Genomic DNA, 20,742 nt, shown 5'->3' on the forward strand with positions numbered 1-20,742 from the left:
CCCCCTCGCATGGGGGCGGGCGTTTCGCTATCTATCCCGCGATGGCATATGCAGATTTCGTCCCCCTTCGCGTCTTTTCCAGCTTTACCATGCTCGAAGGCGCGATCGACCCCAAGGCATTGGCAAAGCTGGCAAAGGCGCGCGGCTTTCCCGCCGTGGCCATTTGCGACCGCAACGGGCTTTACGGTGCGATTCCCTTTGCGGGGGAGTGCAAGGTGCAAGGGGTGCAGCCGGTCATCGGCACGTTCCTCGCGGTGCAGCGGCCCGGGCGGGAGCAGATCGACTGGATCGCGCTCTACGCACAGGATGAAACCGGCTGGGACAATCTGTGCCATCTGGTGAGCGCGGCCCATCTCGACCGGCCGCTTCATCTCGACCCGCATGTGAGCATGGACATGCTGGAGGGGCGGACCGAAGGCCTCCTGTGCCTGAGCGGCGCGGGGGAGGGGGCGCTCGCCCGCCTCCTGTCCGAGGGGCAGGGGGACGAGGCGGCGGCCTATTGCGACCGGCTGCAGGCGCTGTTCGGCGACCGGCTCTATATCGAAATCGCGCGCAGCGGTGCCCCGAACGAGGCGGAGGCCGAGGACGCGCTGATTGCGCTTGCCTATGCCCGTGACCTGCCACTTGTGGCCAGCAATCCCGCCCTGTTCGACGAGGCGCCGTTCCACCCTGCGCATGATGCGCTGCTGTGTATCGCCAACAGCACGCATATCGATGCGACCGACCGGCCCCGCGCCCCGCGCGATGCGTGGGTGAAACCGGCGCCCGTCATGCACGAGCTGTTCGAAGACCTGCCCGAGGCGACCGCCAACACGCTGATCGTGGCGCAACGCACCGCCTTCATGCCGCCCTATCGCAAGCCGATTTTGCCCAGCCTCGCCGGCGATCAGGAGGGCGAGGCGAAGGCCCTGGCCGAGGATGCGCGGCGCGGCCTCGACAGGCGGCTCGAAATCTATCCCGACCTGTCGGAGGAGGCGCGGGAGGAATATTATGCCCGGCTGAAATTCGAGGTCGAGATCATCACCGGAATGGGCTTTCCGGGGTACTTCCTCATCGTTGCCGACTTCATCAAATGGGCGAAGGACAATGGCATTCCGGTGGGGCCGGGGCGCGGCTCCGGCGCGGGCAGCCTGGTGGCGTGGGCGCTGACCATCACCGATCTCGATCCGCTGCGGCTCGGCCTGCTGTTCGAACGGTTCCTTAATCCCGAGCGCGTGTCGATGCCCGACTTCGACATCGATTTCTGCGAAACGCGGCGGGGCGAGGTGATCCGCTATGTGCAGAACAAATACGGGCACGACCATGTTGCGCAGATCATCACCTTCGGCAAGATGAAGGCCCGCGCCGTGCTGCGCGATTGCGGCCGGATTCTGCAGATGAGCTACGGCCATGTCGACCGGCTGTGCAAGATGGTGCCGAACCACCCGACCGACCCCTGGACGCTCGAACGCACGCTCAATGGCGCGTCCGATTTTGCCGGCGAATATCGCCGCGACAAGGATGTGCAGCGGCTCGTCGATCTCGCCCGACAGCTTGAGGGTCTGCCCCGCAATTCCTCCACCCACGCGGCGGGCGTGGTGATCGGCGACCGCCCGCTGAGCCAGCTCGTCCCGCTCTATCGCGATCCGCGGTCCGACATGCCGGTCACGCAATTCGACATGAAGCACGTGGAATCGAGCGGGCTGGTCAAGTTCGACTTTCTCGGCCTGAAAACGCTGTCGGTGCTGCGCAAGGCGATCGATCTTCTGGCGCAGCGTGGCATTACCATCGACCTCGACACGCTGTCGTGGGAGGATGCGGGCGTGTTCGATCTTTTGAAACGCGGCGATACCGTCGGCGTGTTTCAGCTGGAATCCGAAGGCATGCGTCGCACGCTGTCCGCCGTGAAGCCGACCAAGTTCGAGGACATCATCGCGCTCGTCTCGCTCTACCGTCCCGGCCCGATGGACAACATCCCGCTGTTCGGACAGCGCAAGAACGGGCAGGCGGAGATCGAGTATCCGCACGAAAAGCTCGAAGGCATTCTCGCCGAAACCTACGGCATCTTCGTCTATCAGGAACAGGTGATGCAGGCCGCGCAGATCCTCGCCGGATATTCGCTCGGCGATGCGGACCTTCTGCGCCGCGCGATGGGCAAGAAGGTGCAGGCCGAAATGGACGCGCAGCGCCAACGTTTCGTCGAGGGGTGCAAGCGCGTGTCGGACATCGACAAGGCGAAGGCGAACGAGCTGTTCGACTTGATCGACAAGTTCGCAGGCTACGGTTTCAACAAGTCGCACGCCGCCGCCTATGCGTTGCTGGCGTATCAGACCGCGTGGCTGAAGGCGCATTACCCGCACGAATTCTATGCCGCGTCGATGTGTTTCGACATGCATCAATCGGAAAAGCTTTCGATCTTCGTCGATGACATGCGGCGCGCGGGCGTCGCGCTGGCCGGGCCGGACATCAACCATTCGGAGGCCGAGTTCACCGTCGAGCCGACCGAGGACGGGCACCAGGTCCGCTATGCGCTGGCCGGCATTCGCAATGTCGGCGAAAAGGCGATGGACGCGGTGGTGAACGAGCGGATTGCCCGCGGACGGTTCGAAAGCCTCGCCGACTTGTTCCGCCGCCTGCCGCCCGGTGCGATGAACCGCCGCGGGCTCGAAGGGCTGGCCGCGGCGGGCGCGCTCGACCAGCTGGAGCCGAACCGGGCGAAGATCATCGCCAATGCGGACATGCTGCTGGCCGTGGCGGACGCCGCCGCGCGCGAGAAGACGAGCGGGCAGGCCGGGCTGTTCGGGGCGGAGGGGGAAGACGCGCAGGATCTCCGCATGGTGGAGACCGAACGCTGGCCCCGGATCGAACAGATGGCGAAGGAGCGCGAGAATTTCGGGTTCTACTTTGCCGCGCACCCGGTCGAACAATGGCGCGCGGTCGCCGGCGCCAATGGCGCGCGCACGCATGCCAGCCTGACCGTGGGCGATGTCGGCGGGCAGGGCGCCGGCGGGCAGGGCCGCACCAATGCGGTGATGGCCGTGCTGGTGGAAAGCGTGAACAAGCGCAAGACGCGCAAGGGCCGCGATTTCGTCATGGCCGATTTTTCGGATCAGTCGGGGCAGTTTTCGGCCAGCTGTTTCGAGGAGGCTTTGGTTGACAGCTTCGTCAAATGGGCGGCGAGCGGGGAATGCGTGCTGCTCAACGTCGAACTCGACCGGCCCAGCATCGATGAGCCGCCGCGGGTCACCGTGCGCGGCGCCCGCCCGCTGGCCGAGGTGAAGGGCACGGCGCGCATGGTGCTTCGCCTGTCGGTGTCGCGGGCGGACGCGATGGCGGAACTGGCCGCGATGCTGCCGACCGGCGCCGACGCGACCGGTGAGGTCATCGCGCGGCTGCAGCTCGGCGAAGGGCGCGAGGCGGTGATGAGCCTTGGGCGGCGTTTCATGCTCGATGGCGATCTGGTCGACCGGATTGCCGAGGTGGACGGCATCGCCGCGACCGCGCTGGAGGCGAAACGGGTGCAGGATCTGAAGCTGGTGGCCTGACCGCCGGCGCCCGCCGCGTCGTTCAGCCCATCGTGACATTCACCGTGGTCAGCCGGGCAATCTCGTCCGGATGGTGGCCCACATAGAGGATGGGCACCGGCAGCGTGTCGCGGATCCGCTCGATCACGGTGAGGATTTCGTCGCGCCGGGCGGGGTCGATCGCGGCGAGCGGTTCGTCCAGCAGCAGGAAGCGCGGCGCCGAAAGCAGCGCCCGCCCGATGGCAACGCGCTTTGCCTCCCCGCCCGAAAGCGTCGCGGGCCAGCGGTCGAGCAAATGGCCGATGCCGAGGAAATCGACGACTTCGGCGCGGGTGATCCACCGCTCGCCTTCGTCGCGCAGCATCTCGCCATAGATGAGGTTGGCGCTGACGCGGCGATGGGGAAAGAGGCGGTTTTCCTGAAAGACATATCCGGCCCGCCGGCGCTGCGGCGCAAGGTCGATGCCCGCGGGCCCATCGAACAACACCGCGTCCCCAATGGCGATGCGACCCCGGATCGGCCGGTGCAATCCCGCGATGCAGTTGAGCGCGCTGGTCTTGCCCGCGCCCGAGGGGCCGGTGAGCGCGATCAGCGCCGCGTCGCTCGCAATACGCAACGCCGTCGGTGCGCCCGCCGCCCCGTTCGCAAAGGCGATGTCGACGTCAAAGGACATGGCTATTCCCGGCGCCGGAGCGGCGGATCAGCCATTCCGACAGCATCAGCGCACCGACCGACAGCACCACCGACACGATGGCGAGCCGCGTCACCGCGGCCTCCGCCCCCGGCACCTGCAACCCGCTATAGATCGCGAGCGGGAGCGTCTGCGTCTCGCCCGGAATGTTGGAGACAAAGGTGATCGTCGCGCCGAATTCGCCGAGCGACCGCGCAAAACCGAGCACTGCGCCTGCCAGAATGCCCGGCATCGAAAGCGGGAGCGTGACGGTCGCAAACGCGCGCCACCGCGTCGCACCGAGCGTCCGCGCCGCATCGACGACACGCCGGTCGACCGCCTCGATCGACAGGCGCATCGCCCGCACCATCAACGGCAGTGCCATCACCGCCGCCGCAATTGCCGCCCCGGTCCAGCGAAACACGAAACCGATACCGAAATGCGTTTGCAGCCACGCCCCGACCGGTCCCGCCGGGCCAAGCACGATGAGCAGGATCCACCCCGTGACCACCGGCGGCACCACCAGCGGGAGATGCACCGCAGCATCGAGCAGGACCCGCCCCGCAAACCGCCGCCGCGCAAGCAACCACGCCAGCGCATAGGCGAGAGGCAGCGTGGCCACCATCGCCACCGCACTGACCCTGAGCGAAAGCGCGATCACCTCCCATTCGGCGGGGGAAAGCCAGGCCGTCATCGCGGCGCCGTAAAGCCGCGGGCGCGCAGGATCGCCTGCCCCTCCGCGCCGGTCAGGAAATCGAGGAACGCCGCCGCATCGCCATTGCGCGACAGCGTGGGAATCGCCGCGGGATAGCGGATCGCAGGGTGGCTCGATCCCGGAAACCGCGCCACGATCCGCACCCGGTCCGATGCCGCCGCGTCGGTGGCGTAGGTGATGCCGAGCGGTGCGGCCCCCCGCTCCACGAGCGCGAGCGCGGCGCGCACGTTCTGCGCAGGTGCGATGCGCTTCGCCACTCCGTCCCAGAGGTTCATCGCCACCAGCGCCGCACGGCCATACCGGCCCGCCGGAACCGCCACCGGATCCGCCATGGCGAGCCGGCCCGCGCCGCCCAGCGCATTCGAAAGCGCGACCGGATCGCGCAGATCGACGGCCCCGGCATCCGCGGCACCCGCGGACGCGATCAGCACGAGCGCGTTCCCGGCGATGACACGTCTGCTCTCCTCCCGGATGTGCCCCCCTTGTTGCAGCACGTCCATCCATTCTTCGTCCGCCGAAACGAAGAGATCCGCCGGCGCGCCCTCCTGCAATTGGCGGGCGAGTGCGGAACTTGCCGCAAAGGACAGGACGGGCCGCGCATGTCCGCGCGCGGCCCAAACATTCGCCGCGGCGGTCAAGGCCTCCGTCATGCTCGACGCGGCGAGGACGATGGGCCCGGTGGCGGGCGCAGGGCTGCACGCCATCAGGAGCGCGCAGGCAAAAAAGGTGAAAAGCGTGCGGAGCATGGTGCAAAGCTATATCCGCGCATATACAGATCGTCGAGCGTGCATTTGCGCCCGCACGGCGGGAGGGGACATGCGCATCAAGGTCAAGGTTCAGATCTATTGCGGCGATGCCATCGCGATGGGGCCGGGCAAGGCCGCGCTCCTCGACGCGATCGGGCGGGAGGGGTCGATTTCGGCGGCCGCCCGCGCTTTGGGGATGAGTTACCGGCGCGCGTGGTTGCTGGTCGATACGATGAACCGCTGCTTTGCGGAGCCGCTCATCGCGACGCGACCCGGCGGGGGCGCGGATGTGACGGCGGACGGGGCGGCGGTGCTCGGCGCCTATCGCGCGATGATGGCACAGGTGGACGGCGCAGCGGCGGCGCCCGGCGCCATCGCCCGGCGGTTGCGCGACGCGCCAGTGGCGCCGACTGGCTGACCTCGCCGGGGGGTCAGCGTTCCATCAAACGCGGCATGAGCTGCACGAAATTGCAGGGGCCGTTGCGCGCGTCGAGCTGTTCGGCAAGGATGCCGTCCCAACCGTCCTTCACCGCGCCGTTCGATCCCGGCAGCGCGAAGATATAGGTCGATTGCGCCACCACCGCGCAGGCCCGCGATTGCACCGTGCTGGTCCCGATGGTCTTGAAGCTTAGCCAGCGGAAAAGCTCGCCGAAACCGGGGATGTCCTTGGTCTTCACACGGTCGAGCGCTTCTGGCGTGACGTCGCGCCCGGTGAGGCCGGTGCCGCCGGTGATGATGACCGCGTCCACGTCCGCGCGCCCGATCCAGATCTGCAACCCCGCGGTGATGAGCGCTGCATCGTCCTTCATGATCGTGCGGTCGGCGAGGATATGGCCCGCCCCCTCGATCCGCTGCGCCAGGATGTCGCCGGACGTGTCCTCGTCCGGCCCGCGCGTGTCCGATACGGTCAGCAGCGCGATGCGGACAGGTATGAACGCGCGCGTTTCGTCAATTGCCACGAACCGCTCCCGATAAAACCGGCTTGCCCTGCATCGACACCGCATCGGCGCCAGACACGCCCGGAAAACGCGGCCACAGATTCTGCGCCAGCGCCTCCCGCGCGTCGGAATCGCGGTTCTGCTGACGCTGATACATCCAGTAATTGCGCGTCACGATCGCGACATAGGCCCGCGTTTCCCAATAGGGGATCGATTCCATCCAGAGCAGCGGATCGCCGTAATCGTTGATCTCGGTGTTCCAGCGCGTGATGGGCGACAGGCCGGCATTATACGCCGCCATGATCTTCGGGAGCAGCCCTTGCGTCCCGCTGGAATCGCGCAGCATTTCGAGATTGCGCTGGCCAAAGCTCATGTTCGTGGCCGGGTCGGTCAGGTCGGCGCGGCTCGCATCCATGCCGAGCGAGGGGGCATGCTGGCGCACCGTGATCGGCGTGATCTGCATCAGGCCGACCGCCTGTGCGGGGCTGACTGCATCGGCGCGGAAATTGGATTCCTGCAAGGTGTGTGCATAGGCCAGCGCGGGATCGACACGCCATCCTTCGACCGGCTGCCATTTTGCGGCGGGGTACCGGGTCGCGGGGTCGGCGCGCGTCCCGCTCGGCGCGTTATAGGCCATGTAAAGCTGCGTCGCGGGCAGGCCCAAGGCGCGGGCGAGCCGGGAGAGCGCGGGATAATCGGCGGGCGCCCCGATGCGGGCCTGATGGCGCAGCACCTCGTCCGCCAGCCCCTCGCGCCCGATTTCGACGAGGGCGACGGCGGCGCGGACATTCGCCTCGTCCGACAGGCGGCGCCAGTCGTCCTGCGAAAACGGTTCGCCGGCGGCCTGCGCGGGGAGCGCGCGATTGAGCTGTTCCGAGGCCAGCATGCCGTAAAGTGTTTCGTGCAGGTTGGCGGCATTCTGCAACGCAGGGGCGGCGTTCTCGGGCTGACGACAGCGGGTATAGGCACGCGCGGCCCAGTAATGCGAGGCTGAGGTCAGCTCGTCATTCTGCGATGCCTGCGCCGCGCGGGCGAAACCGTCCGCCGCCAGCGCGCAATCGCCCAGCCGCCATGCCGAAAGCCCCGCGACCCACCAGCCTTCGGCGACCCACGGCCCGCTGCCGCCGTCGGCCACCTGCCGCGCCATGGCGAGCGCGGTGCGGTCGTCATTCTCGATATAATAGCTCCACGCGACGCGTTGCCGCCATTCCGCGCGGGAGGCGGGGGTCAAGGTCATCTCCACGCCCGACAGCAATTGCCGCGCGCCGCCGGGGTCGTCATTGACGATGCGGTCGAGGATCGCGCTGCTCACGCTTTCGGGCATGGAGCCATCGGAAATGCCGCGCGGGCGGGTGCGTTTTTCGGGCGCGCGGATCGAGACCAGCCGCTGCGCACCCGGAAGCGCCGGTTCCGCGCCGAGCCCGCGTTTCACCGCCAGCCGCCCGATCTGCTCCGCCTGCGGAAGCGTGCGTCCCATCGCGAGCCAGTTGTTGAGGGAATCGAGGTCGATCGCCGGGCTGTTGGGGTGCAGGTAATATTCGGCGAGCGCGAGTTGATGCAGCGCGCTCGTGTCGCCGCGGTTGAGCAGGTTCTGCACCTGTGTCCAGTCCTGCGCGTCGATCGCGCGGAACACGCTGGCGTAATATTGCCGGTCACTGGCGTTGAGCTGCGTCGGCACCTCTGCGTTCGGCATGGTAATCGCCGCGCTGTTGGCCATGGCCGGGCCCGGCAGCGCGAGCGCGGCCATCGCCGGCAAAACCGCCGCCATCGCCAGCCGGCGCCATCTGGAATTGCGTTCGATCATCGTTTCCCTCTCGCTGCCGGGCGCCGATCCTCGCGGCCCAGCCCACGACACCGGTTTGAATCGCCGTGCATCGCGCGTCAAGCCTCGTGAGAGAAGGCGAGCCAGCGATGCCACCAGTTGCGCTTGAAATGCGCGCGCTGCGCCAGCGTAGACAAAGGATAGCCGGCCATCACCGGAATGTCCGCCCCGTCGATGGACACATTGCCCACGCCGGTCTCGGCAAATTCGCTGGGCTGCAACAGGTCGAGCGCCTCCCGCCCGAACACCAGCAGCCGTTCGGGCGCGGCAAGCGCGACATGATGGCGCAGCACATCGCTCAGCCCCGCGGCCTTCATCGCCTCCCAATCGGCGGCGGGCGTATGGCGCGGCAGCACGCTCGCGCGGTAGGTCGCGGCCCGCGCCACCCCCATCGCGCGCAGCATCGCGTCCAGAAAAACGCCATCGCTGCCCGAAAGCAGGACTTCGTGATCGGCGGCTTCAGGCTCGCATACAAGAACCATGACCGCAGCGCCCTTCGGCCCGGCGGGCGGCACCCGGCGCGCGACCGGCCCTGTATCGAGGCTGCGTTCGGTGAGCCACCACGCGGCGAAGCTTTCAAGCGTTTCGGGCCAATCCTCGCGCGGGCCACCGATCCGGTCGGGAAGCGCGGCATTGGCGGCGGGGCCGCGCGGCGGCGGGGGCGCATCGGCATGGGCGGGCCGGCGGGCGGGGCGGCGTGCGTCCTTTGCGGCGGGGTCGGGCTTTGCACTGGCCGCCCCTTCGGCCAGCCAGTCGCGCGCATCGTCGACAAAAGCATGATCGACGCCCGCATCGGCCCACCACGCGTCGATGCTCGCGGCGAGCGCGGACCAGTCCCCGTCGCCGCCTGTCTGCTGCGGGCGCCCCGTGCCGTCGGTCATGATGCCTGCCTTTCGATCGTCGCGGGGGAACCCATAACGCCGCGCCGCATGGCGGGACAAGCGCCTTGACCGGAACGGCCTTTCCTTACACGAATTTACAAGACGCAGCCCGTTGCCGCTCTTGACCTTACCGTCAATGGCAATCAAGGCCATGGGCACAACAGTTGCGAAGACAAGAGATCTGGAAGGGACGAGACCCCATGAGCGAACGCGAATCCATGCCCTATGATGTCGTCATCGTCGGCGGCGGCGTTGCCGGCCTGTCCGCGGCGATCCGGCTGAAACAGGTGAATGACGCGCTTGAGGTCTGCGTCCTTGAAAAAGGATCGGAAATCGGCGCGCATATCCTGTCGGGTGCGGTGGTCGATCCGCGCGCGCTCGACGAATTGCTGCCCGACTGGCGCGAGGATGGCTGCCCCATGGCCGAGGTGCCGGTGACGGACAACTGGCACTGGATCCTGACCAAGGGCAAAAAGTTCAACATGCCCCATGCGATGATGCCGCCGCTCTTGTCGAACAAGGGGAATTATACGGGCTCGCTCGGCAATCTGTCCCGCTGGCTGGCGGAGAAGGCGGAAGGTCTGGGCGTCGAGATTTTCCCCGGATTTCCCGCGGCGGAGATCCTGTATGACGACAATGGCGCGGTGCGCGGTGTAGCGACCGGCGACATGGGCGTCGCCGCCGATGGCAGCCACAAGGCCGATTACGCGCAGGGCATGGAACTGCACGCGAAATACACGCTCTTTGCCGAAGGGGCGCGCGGTTCGCTGACCAAGCAGCTGAAGGCGAAATACGACCTTGAGGCGAATTGCGAGCCGCAGGTCTATGGTCTCGGCATCAAGGAATTGTGGGACATCGAGCCGGGCAAGCACGTGCCGGGCCGCGTCGTCCACACGCAGGGCTGGCCCCTGTCCGAAAGCGAAAGCTGGGGCGGCGGGTTCATCTATCACCAGGCGAACGGGCAGGTCGCGATCGGCTTCGTGACCGCGCTCGATTACAAGAACCCCTATGTCCACCCGTTCGAGGAATTTCAGCGGTGGAAGCAGCATCCCGACATTCGCCCGCTGCTCGAAGGGGGCAAGCGCGTGTCCTATGGCGCGCGGGCGATCAACGAGGGCGGCTGGCAATCGGTGCCCAAGCTCGGCTTCCCCGGCGGCGCGCTGATCGGTTGTGCGGCGGGTTTCGTCAACGTGCCGCGGATCAAGGGCAGCCATACCGCGATGAAATCGGGCATGCTCGCCGCCGAGGCCATGGCCGACGCCATCGCGGCCGACCGCGAACATGACGAGGTTTCGGAATATGAAGCGAATCTGCGGTCGAGCTGGATCGCCGAGGAATTGAAGAAGGTGCAGAACGCCGAACCTGCCGTCGCGAAATTCGGCGGTTCGCTCGGCACGATCCTCGCCGGCGCGGACATGTGGATGCGCACGTTGAAGATCGGGCTTCCCGTGAAGATGAAGCACCACCGCGATTGCGAGCAATTGCAGCGTGCCGATCTTTACAAGCCCATCGAATATCCCAAGCCCGACGGCGTCATCAGCTTCGACCGTTTGTCGAGTGTGTTCCTGTCCAACACCAACCATGCCGAGGATCAGCCCTGCCATTTGCAGCTGACCGATCCGGACGTGCCGGTAAAGATCAACCTGCCGGTCTTCGCCGGACCTGCGGCGCGATACTGCCCGGCGGGCGTCTATGAATATGTCGGTGTCGAGGAGGGCGATCCGAAATTCGTCATCAACGCGCAGAATTGCGTGCATTGCAAGACGTGCGACATCAAGGACCCGACGCAGAACATCAACTGGGTCACGCCGGAGGGCGGCGGCGGGCCGAACTATCCCAATATGTGAGCGGGGCGCCTGACGCGTGGCGCTTGCCGAGACTGCTTTTGCCAAGATCAACCTCGCGCTGCATGTCCGCAAGCGGCGCGAGGATGGCTATCACGAGCTTGAAACGCTGTTCGCCTTCGTCGATGATGGCGATCGCCTGACCGCGTGCGGGGCGGGGGGCGACCGGTTGACGACGACCGGCGAATTCGCGGGTGCGCTGACCGACCCGTTCGGCAATATCGTCGCGCAGGCGCTCTCCCGCCTCCCGCATGGGGCGGGCTGGGACGTGACGCTTGAAAAAAGGCTGCCGGTGGCGGCGGGGCTGGGCGGCGGGTCGGCCGATGCGGGCGCAATCTTTCGCATGGTGCGCGATGCGCATGGCCTGCCCGATGGCTGGCAGGAGAAGGCCGCGCGCCTCGGCGCCGACGTCCCGGCCTGCGTGGAAAGCCGGACCTGCATCGGGCGGGGGACCGGAACCGACCTCGAAATGGTGGAGAGCGACCTTGCCGGAACGCCGGTGCTGCTCGTCAATCCGCGGGTGCCATTGGCGACCGGGCCGGTGTTTGGGCGCTGGGACGGGCGCGACCGCGGCGCCATGCCCGATGGCGGCGTCCGCGCGATCGCCATGGCGGGGCGCAACGATCTGGAGCCGGGCGCGATCGCGCTGTGCCCGCAGATCGCCGATGTGCTGGCGGCCTTGCGCGAAACCGATGCATTTGTCGTCAGGATGTCGGGATCGGGTGCGACCTGTTTTGCGTTATATGACGACATGCGTGGCCGCGAATATGCGGCCCGCAAGCTGGCCGCCGCCCATCCGGGCTGGTGGCAGATGGAAGGATGCCTGCGTTGAGCCTTACCCCCTATCGCCAGGTCGGCACGCCCTCGCGCGGCGGCATCGTGCTCGTCGCCGACCATGCCGGGACCGCGGTGCCGGACGATATTCCGCTGGGCATCGGGCCTGACCTGATGAAACGACACATCGCCGTCGATATCGGGGTGGAAGGCGTGGCCGAACGCATGGCCCGCCGCCACGACATTCCCGCCCATCTCGCGACGATCAGCCGGCTCGTCATCGACCTCCACCGGGAGGAGGACCACGAAAAGCTGATCCCGGTCGAAAGCGACGGGCACCTGATCGCGGGCAATATCGGCGCGGATCGGGACCGGCGCGTGGCGCTCTATTACCGGCCCTATCACGATGCGCTGGCGCAATGGCTGGATGCGGCGGACCCGCGGCTGATCGTGTCGCTGCACAGTTTCACGCCGAAGCTGGAGAGCGATCCGGACGAGGAACGCCCCTGGGACGTGGGCCTGCTCTATAACGAAAACAGCGAGCCGGCCCTGCGCGCCATTGCCATGTTCCGGGCGCAGGGGATGAATGTCGGCGATAACGAGCCTTATTCCGGGCGCATATTGAACGCCACGATGAACCGCCATGCCGAGGCGAAGGGCCGCGACTATCTCGCCATCGAGGTGCGGCAGGATCATATCGCCACCGCCGCGGGGCAGCAACGCTGGGCAGGATTGATCGCCGACATCGCCAATCGCGTAGCTTTGATGCTGGATTAACCGCCCGCCCCAAGCATTTCTTGCTTAAGCTATAGGACATGGTGCTGTAGGGGGGCGCCAAGCGCAACCGACGGAGATACCCATGCCTGCCTATCGTTCCCGCACCACCACCCATGGCCGCAACATGGCAGGGGCGCGCGGTCTGTGGCGGGCGACCGGCATGAAGGACGATGATTTCGGCAAACCGATCATCGCCATCGCCAACAGCTTTACGCAATTCGTGCCGGGGCACGTGCATCTGAAGGATCTGGGGCAGCTCGTCGCGCGCGAGATCGAGGATGCGGGCGGCGTCGCCAAGGAATTCAACACCATCGCGGTCGATGACGGCATCGCCATGGGGCACGATGGCATGCTCTATTCCCTGCCGAGCCGCGACCTCATCGCCGATAGCGTCGAGTTCATGGTCAACGCCCATTGCGCCGATGCGATCGTGTGCATCTCCAATTGCGACAAGATCACGCCCGGCATGTTGATGGCGGCGCTCCGGCTCAACATCCCGGTGGTGTTCGTGTCGGGCGGGCCGATGGAGGCGGGCAAGGTCGTGATCGACGGCAAGGAAAAGGCGCTGGACCTCGTCGATGCGATGGTCGCCGCCGCCGACGACCGGATCAGCGACGAGGACGTGACCGCGATCGAACGCTCCGCCTGTCCGACCTGCGGATCGTGCAGCGGGATGTTCACCGCCAATTCGATGAATTGCCTGACCGAGGCGCTGGGCCTGTCGCTGCCGGGCAACGGGTCGCTGCTCGCCACCCATGCGGACCGGGAAAAGCTGTTCCGGGAGGCGGGCCGTACCGCCGTCGACCTGTGCAAGCGTTATTACGAGCAGGACGACGACAGTGTCCTTCCCCGCTCCATCGCCGGGTTCGGCGCGTTCGAAAACGCGATGAGCCTCGACATCGCGATGGGCGGATCGACCAATACCGTGCTGCACCTGCTCGCCGCCGCGCACGAGGCGGGCGTCGATTTCACCATGGCCGATATCGACCGGCTGTCGCGCCGCGTGCCGTGCCTGTCGAAGGTCGCGCCGTCGAAGGACGACGTCCACATGGAGGACGTGCACCGCGCCGGCGGCATCATGGCGATCCTGGGCGAGCTGGACCGCGCAGGGCTGCTCCACACCGATCTGCCGACCGTGCACAGCCGCACCATGGCCGACGCGCTCGACCGGTGGGACATCGCGCGCGATCCGTCGCCCGGCGTCGTCAGCTTCTACTCCGCCGCGCCGGGCGGTGTGCCGACACAGACCGCCTTTTCGCAGGATCGCCGCTGGGACCCCGATTTCGACCGCGAAACCGGCGTCATCCGCAGCGCCGAACACGCATTCAGCAAGGATGGCGGGCTCGCCGTGCTCTACGGCAATATCGCGCGCGACGGCTGTATCGTGAAAACGGCGGGCGTGGATGAAAGCATCCTGAAATTCACCGGCCCGGCCAAGGTCTTCGAAAGCCAGGAAGCTGCCGTCACCGGCATCCTCGCGGGCAAGGTGGTGAAGGGCGACGTCGTCGTCATCCGGTACGAAGGGCCGCGCGGCGGACCGGGGATGCAGGAAATGCTCTACCCCACGAGCTATCTGAAATCGAAGGGGCTGGGCGCCGATTGCGCGCTGATCACCGACGGGCGCTTTTCGGGCGGCACGTCGGGCCTGTCCATCGGCCATGCCAGCCCGGAGGCGGCGGAGGGCGGCAATATCGGTCTCGTCGAACAGGGCGACATCATCGCCATCGACATTCCCGAACGCACCATCGAATTGCAAGTGGACGAGGCCACGCTCGCCCATCGCCGCGCCGCGATGGAGGAGAAGGGCGACGATGCGTGGATGCCCTCGCACCCGCGCCCGCGCCGCGTTTCGACCGCGCTCAAGGCCTATGCCGCGATGACGACGAGCGCGGCACACGGGGCCGTGCGCGACCTCTCCGCCCTCGAGCGCCGGCGCAAGGATTGACACCCATGCACAATGCGGGCGCGCAGGTGCTGAGCGTTGCGCAGATGCGCAGCGCGGAGGAACGGCTGATCTCGGGCGGCAGCGATGTCGATGCCTTGATGCAGCGGGCCGGGCGCGGCGCGGCGCATCTCATCCGGCGGATGGCGCCGGGGGCGGCGATCACGGTGCTGTGCGGGCCGGGCAACAATGGCGGTGACGGCTATGTCATCGCGCGCGCGCTGCGTGAATGGGGGCACCGGGTCGCGGTCGTTGCGGCGATGGAGCCGGGCGGCGATGCGGCCCGCCGTGCGGCGGCGGAGTGCGATGCACCGCGCCTCGAACCCGATGCTGCGAAGGGCGACGTGCTGGTCGATTGCCTGTTCGGGAGCGGGCTCAATCGGCGGCTGTCAGACGAGCTTCAGGATATGCTGATCGGTCTGGCATCGCGCCACGACCGGCTTGTCGCTGTCGATCTGCCGAGTGGGATCGGCGCGGATGACGGGGCGCTGCTCGCCGATGAATTGCCGCGCTATGATCTGTGCATCGCGCTGGGGGCGTGGAAACGGGCGCATTATCTGATGCCGGCGATGGCGCATTGGGGCATGGTCCGGCTGATCGATATCGGGGTGGAGCGGGCCGATGGCCGGGCCTTGCTCGTGGAAAAACCACGGCTGTCGGCGCCTGCGATGGATGCGCACAAATATCGGCGCGGGCTGATCGATGTCGTGGGTGGGCAGATGCCGGGCGCCGGGATGCTGGCCGCGCGGGCCGCGGGGCTGGCCGGGGCGGGCTATGTCAAACTGCTCTCGCAGCGCCGCATCGTCGATGCACCCGCCGATCTCGTCACGATGAAGGCGCCGGGCGATGTTTCGCTCGGGCGGGAGATTGGCGATGAACGCGTGGCCGCGCTGCTCATCGGGCCGGGGCTGGGCCGCGATGCCGATGCGCGCGAACGTTTGGGGCAGGTGCTGTCCGCCGATCGGCCGACGGTGCTCGATGCCGATGCGCTTGTGATGCTGCGGCCGGCGATGATGACTCGCCGGGCCTCGCCGCTGATCGTGACACCGCATGAGGGCGAGCTTTCGGGGCTCGAAGACCTGTTCGGATTGTCGGGTGAGGGATCGAAGCCGGAACGGGCGCTCGCGCTCGCTGCCGAGATGGATGCGCTTGTCATTGCAAAGGGGCCGGACACGGTCATCGCCACGCCGCAGGGGCGGCTGGCCTTTGCGCCGTCGGCGACAAGCTGGCTTTCGGTGGCGGGCAGCGGTGACGTGTTGGCGGGGATCGTGGCCGCCCGGCTCGGCGTGACGGGACAGGCGTGGGACGCCGCGATGCAGGCCGTCTGGCTCCACGGGGAGGCTGCGCGCCATGCGGGACCGGCATTCACCGCCGCCATGCTCGCGCAATCAGTGCAAGACGCGGTGGCCGCCGCGCTGTAAGGGCGGGGCGTAATGGAAAAGACCACACCCACCGAATCCGAAACCATCCTGCGCATCGCGGCGAAGGGCGACGGCGTGACCCCATCGGGGCGGCACGTCGCGCTCACCGCCCCCGGCGACGCGGTCACCGCCGATGGCACGATCGTGCCCGGCCCGCATCACCAGACCCCGCCATGCCGCCATTTCCCCGAATGCGGCGGGTGCCAGCTTCAACAGCTGGACGAGGAAAGCTGGTCCGATTTCGTGACCGCGCGCGTCGCCAACGCGGCCGAGGGGCAGGGCCTTTCTCCCGCCATCATGGAGCCCGCCGTCCTGTCCCCTGCACGAAGCCGCCGCCGCGCCACGCTTCATGCCGAGGCGAAGGGCCGGCAGGTCCGCATCGGGTTCAAGGCCGCGCGCACGCATCGCATCGTCGACATGAAACAATGCGAGGTGATGGAGCCGGCGCTTTTCGCGATCATCGGCCCGCTGCGCCGGTTGATCGCCGGGCTGGGACGAAAAAAGCTTGCCTGCGACGTGCATCTCACCCTCACCGACCAGGGTGTCGATTGCGGGATCGAGGGCTGGCGTCCCGAAGGCCTTGCCGAGACGGAGGGCATGATCGCCTTTGCGCAGGAGAATGGCCTGGCGCGGCTCACGCTCGACGATGGATATGGCCCCGAAACGCATTGGGAGCCGGAGCCGGTGACGGTCACGCTGTCGGGCGTGCCGGTCGCGATGCCGCCGGGTGCCTTCCTGCAACCGACCCGCACGGGGGAGGCGGCGCTCGTGGCCTCCGCCCGCGACTATCTTGCCGGCGCGACGCGCGTGGCGGATCTGTTTTCGGGGCTGGGCACGTTTGCCTTCGCGCTGGCCGGGGATGCGAAAGTGCTCGCAGCCGAAGCGGCGCGCGACCTGCACCTTGCGTGCAAGCAGGGCGCCGATCTGCACCGGCGCCCGGTCTTTGCGCAGCATCGCGACCTGTTCCGCAACCCGTTGATGACGGACGAGCTCAATCGTTTCGACGCCGTCCTGCTCGACCCGCCGCGTGCCGGCGCGCGCGAACAGGTGGAGCGGTTGTGCGAAAGCCAGGTCCCGCGCATCTGCTACATCAGCTGCAATCCGAGCAGCTGGGCAAAGGATGCGGCCGCGCTCGTCGCCGCGGGCTGGACGTTACAGAACCTGCGCCCGGTGGGGCAATTCCGCTGGTCCACCCATGTCGAGCTGGCGAGCTATTTCACGAAATAAGCGCGAGAAGCGCACGTATGGTGAGGATGAAAAGCGCGATGCTGCCCGCCATGAACAGCGCGGCACGCACCGGCAGCGTATTGACGAGGTTCTGCCACAGCGAGTGCGCCACGCGCAACGCGACGTAAACCCACGTCACCACCACGTCGAACGCCTCGTATCCGCCCAGCGCAAGGAGAATGACGCAGGGGTAGAAGACCGTCGGCTGCTCCATCAGATGCATGTAGTTATGCGCGGGCCATTCGCGCCGGCCCGACAGCGTGTCGCCGGCATCGCTCGCCCGGAAACCGCGCGGCAGGCGCCCCATCGACACCTTGTTCACGCGAAAGCTCGCCATGCGGCCTGCCATCATCCACGCCATCACGGCCATCGTCCACACCAGCAGCACCGCCGCGGGCACGAGTATCTGCGTATCCAATCCGTTCATCGCTTTCCTTTTCGGCGCCGGGGTCGCGTGCGGCGCATTGACCCTTTCGATAATGGCCATAGCCCCTATATGGGCGGGCATGGACGGCCTTCGGGTCGGTATCCGGGCCGGACATGGCCCCGTGAATTGGTAACAGGAGATCGGGTTTGAGCAAGGTTCTGGTGATCGGTGCGGGCGGCGTCGGCAGTGTCGCGGTGCACAAGATGGCAATGAACAAGGATATCTTCACCGATATCACCCTTGCCAGTCGCACGGTTTCCAAGTGCGACGCCATTGCCGAGAGCGTGAAGGACCGCACCGGCGTCGACATCGCGACCCGGCAGATCGACGCCGACGATGTCGCGGCGACCACCGCTCTCATCAACGAGGTCGGCCCGAAGCTCGTCGTGAACCTCGCCCTGCCGTATCAGGATCTGGCGATCATGGATGCGTGCCTTGCCGCGGGCGTCGATTACATGGACACCGCCAATTACGAACCACGCGAGGAAGCGAAGTTCGAATATAAGTGGCAGTGGGAATATCATGAGCGTTTCGAGAAGGCCGGGCTGACCGCGCTGCTCGGATCCGGCTTCGATCCGGGTGTGACGAGCGTGTTCGCCATGTGGCTCAAGAAGCACCGCCTCAACACGATTCGCCTGCTCGACATCCTCGATTGCAACGGCGGCGACCATGGGCAGGCGTTTGCCACCAATTTCAATCCCGAGATCAACATCCGCGAAGTGACCGCGCCCGCCCGCCACTGGGAAAACGGGCAGTTCGTCGAAACCCCGGCGATGGGCGTGAAGCAGACCTTCGATTTTGCGGAAGTCGGCGAAAAGACAATGTACATGATGTACCACGAGGAGCTGGAAAGCCTCGCCAAATTCGTGCCGGAAATGGAGCGGGCGCGCTTCTGGATGACGTTCGGGGAGGAGTATATCAAGCACCTTACCGTGCTTCAGAACGTGGGCATGACGCGCATCGACCCCGTCATGTACGAGGGCAAGGAAATCATCCCGCTGCAATTCCTTAAGGCCGTGCTGCCCGAACCGTCGAGCCTTGGCTCCACCACCAAGGGCAAGACCAATATCGGCGACATCGCCACCGGCGAGGCGAAGGACGGGCTCGGCGAAAAGACGTTCTACATCCGCAATATCTGCGACCATGAAAAGGCGTTCGAGGAAACCGGCAACCAGGCCGTGTCCTATACGACCGGCGTGCCCGCGATGGTCGGTGCGGCGATGATGCTGACCGGCAAGTGGGACGGCGCGGGCGTGTTCAACATGGAGCAGTTCGACCCCGATCCCTTCCTCGACATGCTGGCCGAAAACGGCCTGCCGTGGGAGGTCGAGGAACTGTCCGGCCCGCTGGAATTTTGAGCGTGCGGCGTTTTGCGGCGATCTGCATTCCGCTCGCCATGGCGGCGTGCGTTCCGGCGCCCGTGACGGAGGCGCCTGCCGATCCGGCGCCCGTTACCGCGCCGGTGTCCGGCCCGCAATCGGTCGCCAATCCGCGCAATATCGACCCCGCTGCGTGCGAGGCGTCGGGCGGACATGTCGACCGGCGCGGGCGGGGGCAGTTCGAAACCTGCGTGCATCCCTATGGCGATGCCGGGCAAAGCTGCACCGATAATCAGCAATGCGATGGCAAGTGCGTCGCCGAACCCGATGCCGGCATGACCGGCGTCGTCGGCGAATGCCAGGCCGACGATGCGCTGTTCGGCTGCTATGCCGAGGTTGTCGATGGCGCCGCCGTGCGCGCCATCTGCGTGGATTGACGGGGCATTTCGATGGAAACCAGGGCAGGCGATCCCGGTGCGTTCGCGCATTTCGACCTCAACCGGGTAGATAGCCCGGCTTTCGTCGTGGACGCGGCGAAGCTGCGCGAAAATTGCCGGATCCTCGCCGATATTCGCGATGCGGCGGGGTGCAAGGTGCTCGCCGCGCTCAAGGCGTTCTCGATGTGGTCGACCGCGCCCATCATCGGCGAATATCTCGACGGGGTCTGCGCCTCGGGACTGTGGGAGGCGCGGCTGGCGTCCGAATTCTACGACGGCGAGATCACCACCTATTCCGCCGCCTACCGCCCGGACGAGCTGGAGGAGGTGTGCCGCTTGTCCGACCACGTCATCTTCAACTCCCCGGCACAACATATGCGGGCGGGCCTCATCCTCGAACAGGCGCGCAGCACGGGCGGTGCGTTCGATGTCGGTCTGCGCCTCAACCCGCAGGTGCCCACCGGCGAAGTGCCGCGCTACGACCCGTCGAGCCCCGGCTCGCGGCTCGGCTTTCCCCTCGACCAGCTTCGCGAAGAGCATATGGAGGGGATCGACGGCATCCATTTCCACAATCTGTGCGAGCAGGATATCGAGCCGCTCCTGAAAACCTGGGACAAGGTATTCGATGCGATCGAACCGTGGTTCGGACAGCTCAAATGGATCAACATGGGCGGCGGGCACCACATCACCCGCGCCGATTATCAGCGCGAGGAGCTGGTCGAATTCCTGCGCGATGCGGCCGAGGATACCGGCGCCGAGATCATCATCGAACCGGGTGAGGCGGTCGCGCTGGACGCCGGGATCCTCGTCGGGACGATCCTCGATTCGGGCGAGAATGAGATGCCGATTGCGATCACCGACATTTCCGCGACATGCCACATGCCCGACGTGATCGAGGCGCCCTACCGCCCCGCCATGCTGCACGAGGGCGGGGCGGGTGCGCCCGTGCGTCTCGGCGGGCCGAGCTGTCTGGCCGGCGATGTCATCGGCGATTACCACCTGCCCGTGCCGAACGAGGCAGGGCAGCGCATCGCTTTCCTCGATCAGGCGCACTACTCCATGGTGAAGACCAACACGTTCAACGGCGTGCCGCTGCCCTCCATCTGGCTCTGGGACAGCGAGACCGATGCACTGGAAAAGATTCGCGATTTCGGCTACGAAACCTTTCGCGACAGGCTGAGCTGACCGCTCGTCGCTTGCGTGCTGCGGCCGGGCCGGTGCACGCTTGTAAATCATCCGCGCGGATTTCACTTGCAGTTCATGCACCACTGCCTATATCCGCCCCCCGCTGCCCCATGG

General features: G+C 66.6%; 18 protein-coding genes. 11 read left to right on the top strand and 7 right to left on the bottom strand.

Going from position 1 to position 20,742, the window contains the following annotated elements:
• Positions 1-41: 41 nt before the first annotated feature.
• Entirely contained in the window at positions 42-3,524 is a 3,483-nt protein-coding gene (gene dnaE, locus Q0897_RS02865) for a DNA polymerase III subunit alpha (protein WP_299307394.1), read from the top strand.
• Positions 3,525-3,546: 22 nt separating this feature from the next.
• On the opposite strand, the gene Q0897_RS02870 is transcribed toward dnaE, so the two are convergent.
• From Q0897_RS02870 to modA, 3 genes are read right to left on the bottom strand one after another with little or no spacing between them, the layout of a single operon-like run.
• Positions 3,547-4,176, bottom strand: coding sequence for an ATP-binding cassette domain-containing protein (locus Q0897_RS02870; RefSeq protein ID WP_299307396.1), 630 nt, complete (start codon positions 4,174-4,176; stop codon positions 3,547-3,549).
• Positions 4,166-4,867, bottom strand: coding sequence for a molybdate ABC transporter permease subunit (modB, locus tag Q0897_RS02875; RefSeq protein ID WP_299307397.1), 702 nt, complete (start codon positions 4,865-4,867; stop codon positions 4,166-4,168). The genes Q0897_RS02870 and modB overlap by 11 nt, the downstream gene beginning before the upstream one ends.
• Entirely contained in the window at positions 4,864-5,634 is a 771-nt protein-coding gene (gene modA / locus Q0897_RS02880) for a molybdate ABC transporter substrate-binding protein (protein ID WP_299307398.1), read from the bottom strand. The genes modB and modA overlap by 4 nt, the downstream gene beginning before the upstream one ends.
• 70 nt (positions 5,635-5,704) lie before the next feature.
• On the opposite strand from modA, the gene Q0897_RS02885 reads away from it, so the two are divergent.
• On the top strand, positions 5,705-6,052 hold the full coding sequence (locus Q0897_RS02885; protein ID WP_299307400.1) for a LysR family transcriptional regulator: 348 nt from the start codon (positions 5,705-5,707) through the stop codon (positions 6,050-6,052).
• Between the two features lie 13 nt (positions 6,053-6,065).
• Here the strand turns inward: Q0897_RS02885 and moaB are convergent, their stop codons facing one another.
• From moaB to Q0897_RS02900, 3 genes are all read right to left on the bottom strand, one after another.
• Positions 6,066-6,593: a molybdenum cofactor biosynthesis protein B gene (gene moaB / locus Q0897_RS02890; RefSeq protein WP_299307401.1), complete on the bottom strand. Its 528-nt coding sequence runs from the start codon at positions 6,591-6,593 to the stop codon at positions 6,066-6,068.
• Positions 6,583-8,376, bottom strand: coding sequence for a lytic transglycosylase domain-containing protein (locus tag Q0897_RS02895; protein WP_299307402.1), 1,794 nt, complete (start codon positions 8,374-8,376; stop codon positions 6,583-6,585). Before Q0897_RS02895 ends, moaB begins: the two co-directional genes overlap by 11 nt.
• A 77-nt stretch (positions 8,377-8,453) precedes the next feature.
• A complete protein-coding gene (locus Q0897_RS02900) occupies positions 8,454-9,275 on the bottom strand; it encodes a hypothetical protein (protein WP_299307403.1) in 822 nt (273 codons plus the stop codon).
• A 200-nt stretch (positions 9,276-9,475) separates the two neighbouring features.
• On the opposite strand from Q0897_RS02900, the gene Q0897_RS02905 reads away from it, so the two are divergent.
• The 6 genes from Q0897_RS02905 (at position 9,476) to Q0897_RS02930 (ending at position 17,260) form a co-directional block, all read left to right on the top strand.
• Positions 9,476-11,122, top strand: a complete 1,647-nt coding sequence (locus tag Q0897_RS02905; protein ID WP_299307404.1) for an electron transfer flavoprotein-ubiquinone oxidoreductase — start codon at positions 9,476-9,478, stop codon at positions 11,120-11,122.
• A gap of 16 nt (positions 11,123-11,138) precedes the next feature.
• Positions 11,139-11,951 carry a 4-(cytidine 5'-diphospho)-2-C-methyl-D-erythritol kinase gene (locus tag Q0897_RS02910; RefSeq protein ID WP_299307405.1) on the top strand — a complete coding sequence of 271 codons (813 nt, stop codon included), beginning with the start codon at positions 11,139-11,141 and terminating at the stop codon, positions 11,949-11,951.
• Positions 11,948-12,670 (top strand): N-formylglutamate amidohydrolase, encoded by a 723-nt coding sequence (locus Q0897_RS02915; RefSeq protein WP_299307406.1) that lies wholly within the window; start codon positions 11,948-11,950, stop codon positions 12,668-12,670. Before Q0897_RS02910 ends, Q0897_RS02915 begins: the two co-directional genes overlap by 4 nt.
• 82 nt (positions 12,671-12,752) lie before the next feature.
• Positions 12,753-14,615: a dihydroxy-acid dehydratase gene (gene ilvD / locus Q0897_RS02920; protein WP_299307407.1), complete on the top strand. Its 1,863-nt coding sequence runs from the start codon at positions 12,753-12,755 to the stop codon at positions 14,613-14,615.
• 5 nt (positions 14,616-14,620) lie between these two features.
• The gene (locus Q0897_RS02925; protein WP_299307408.1) at positions 14,621-16,033 is read left to right on the top strand and encodes an NAD(P)H-hydrate dehydratase; all 1,413 of its coding nucleotides are present in this window, start codon (positions 14,621-14,623) and stop codon (positions 16,031-16,033) included.
• 12 nt (positions 16,034-16,045) lie between these two features.
• Positions 16,046-17,260, top strand: a complete 1,215-nt coding sequence (locus tag Q0897_RS02930) for a class I SAM-dependent RNA methyltransferase (RefSeq protein WP_299307409.1) — start codon at positions 16,046-16,048, stop codon at positions 17,258-17,260.
• Here the strand turns inward: Q0897_RS02930 and Q0897_RS02935 are convergent.
• Positions 17,250-17,687 (bottom strand): MAPEG family protein, encoded by a 438-nt coding sequence (locus tag Q0897_RS02935; protein WP_299307410.1) that lies wholly within the window; start codon positions 17,685-17,687, stop codon positions 17,250-17,252. The two genes, Q0897_RS02930 and Q0897_RS02935, sit on opposite strands and share 11 nt — an antisense overlap.
• 146 nt (positions 17,688-17,833) lie before the next feature.
• On the opposite strand from Q0897_RS02935, the gene Q0897_RS02940 reads away from it, so the two are divergent.
• Genes Q0897_RS02940 through Q0897_RS02950 form a run of 3 tightly spaced genes read left to right on the top strand, consistent with a single transcriptional unit; the run spans position 17,834 to position 20,628 of the window.
• Positions 17,834-19,045 carry a saccharopine dehydrogenase family protein gene (locus Q0897_RS02940; protein WP_299307411.1) on the top strand — a complete coding sequence of 404 codons (1,212 nt, stop codon included), beginning with the start codon at positions 17,834-17,836 and terminating at the stop codon, positions 19,043-19,045.
• A gap of 2 nt (positions 19,046-19,047) precedes the next feature.
• Positions 19,048-19,443 carry a hypothetical protein gene (locus Q0897_RS02945; protein WP_299307412.1) on the top strand — a complete coding sequence of 132 codons (396 nt, stop codon included), beginning with the start codon at positions 19,048-19,050 and terminating at the stop codon, positions 19,441-19,443.
• 12 nt (positions 19,444-19,455) lie between these two features.
• Positions 19,456-20,628 (top strand): carboxynorspermidine decarboxylase, encoded by a 1,173-nt coding sequence (locus tag Q0897_RS02950; protein WP_299307413.1) that lies wholly within the window; start codon positions 19,456-19,458, stop codon positions 20,626-20,628.
• Positions 20,629-20,742: the final 114 nt, after the last annotated feature.

The organism is uncultured Croceicoccus sp. (assembly GCF_947496385.1).
In the GTDB taxonomy this organism is placed as follows: Bacteria; Pseudomonadota; Alphaproteobacteria; order Sphingomonadales; family Sphingomonadaceae; genus Croceicoccus.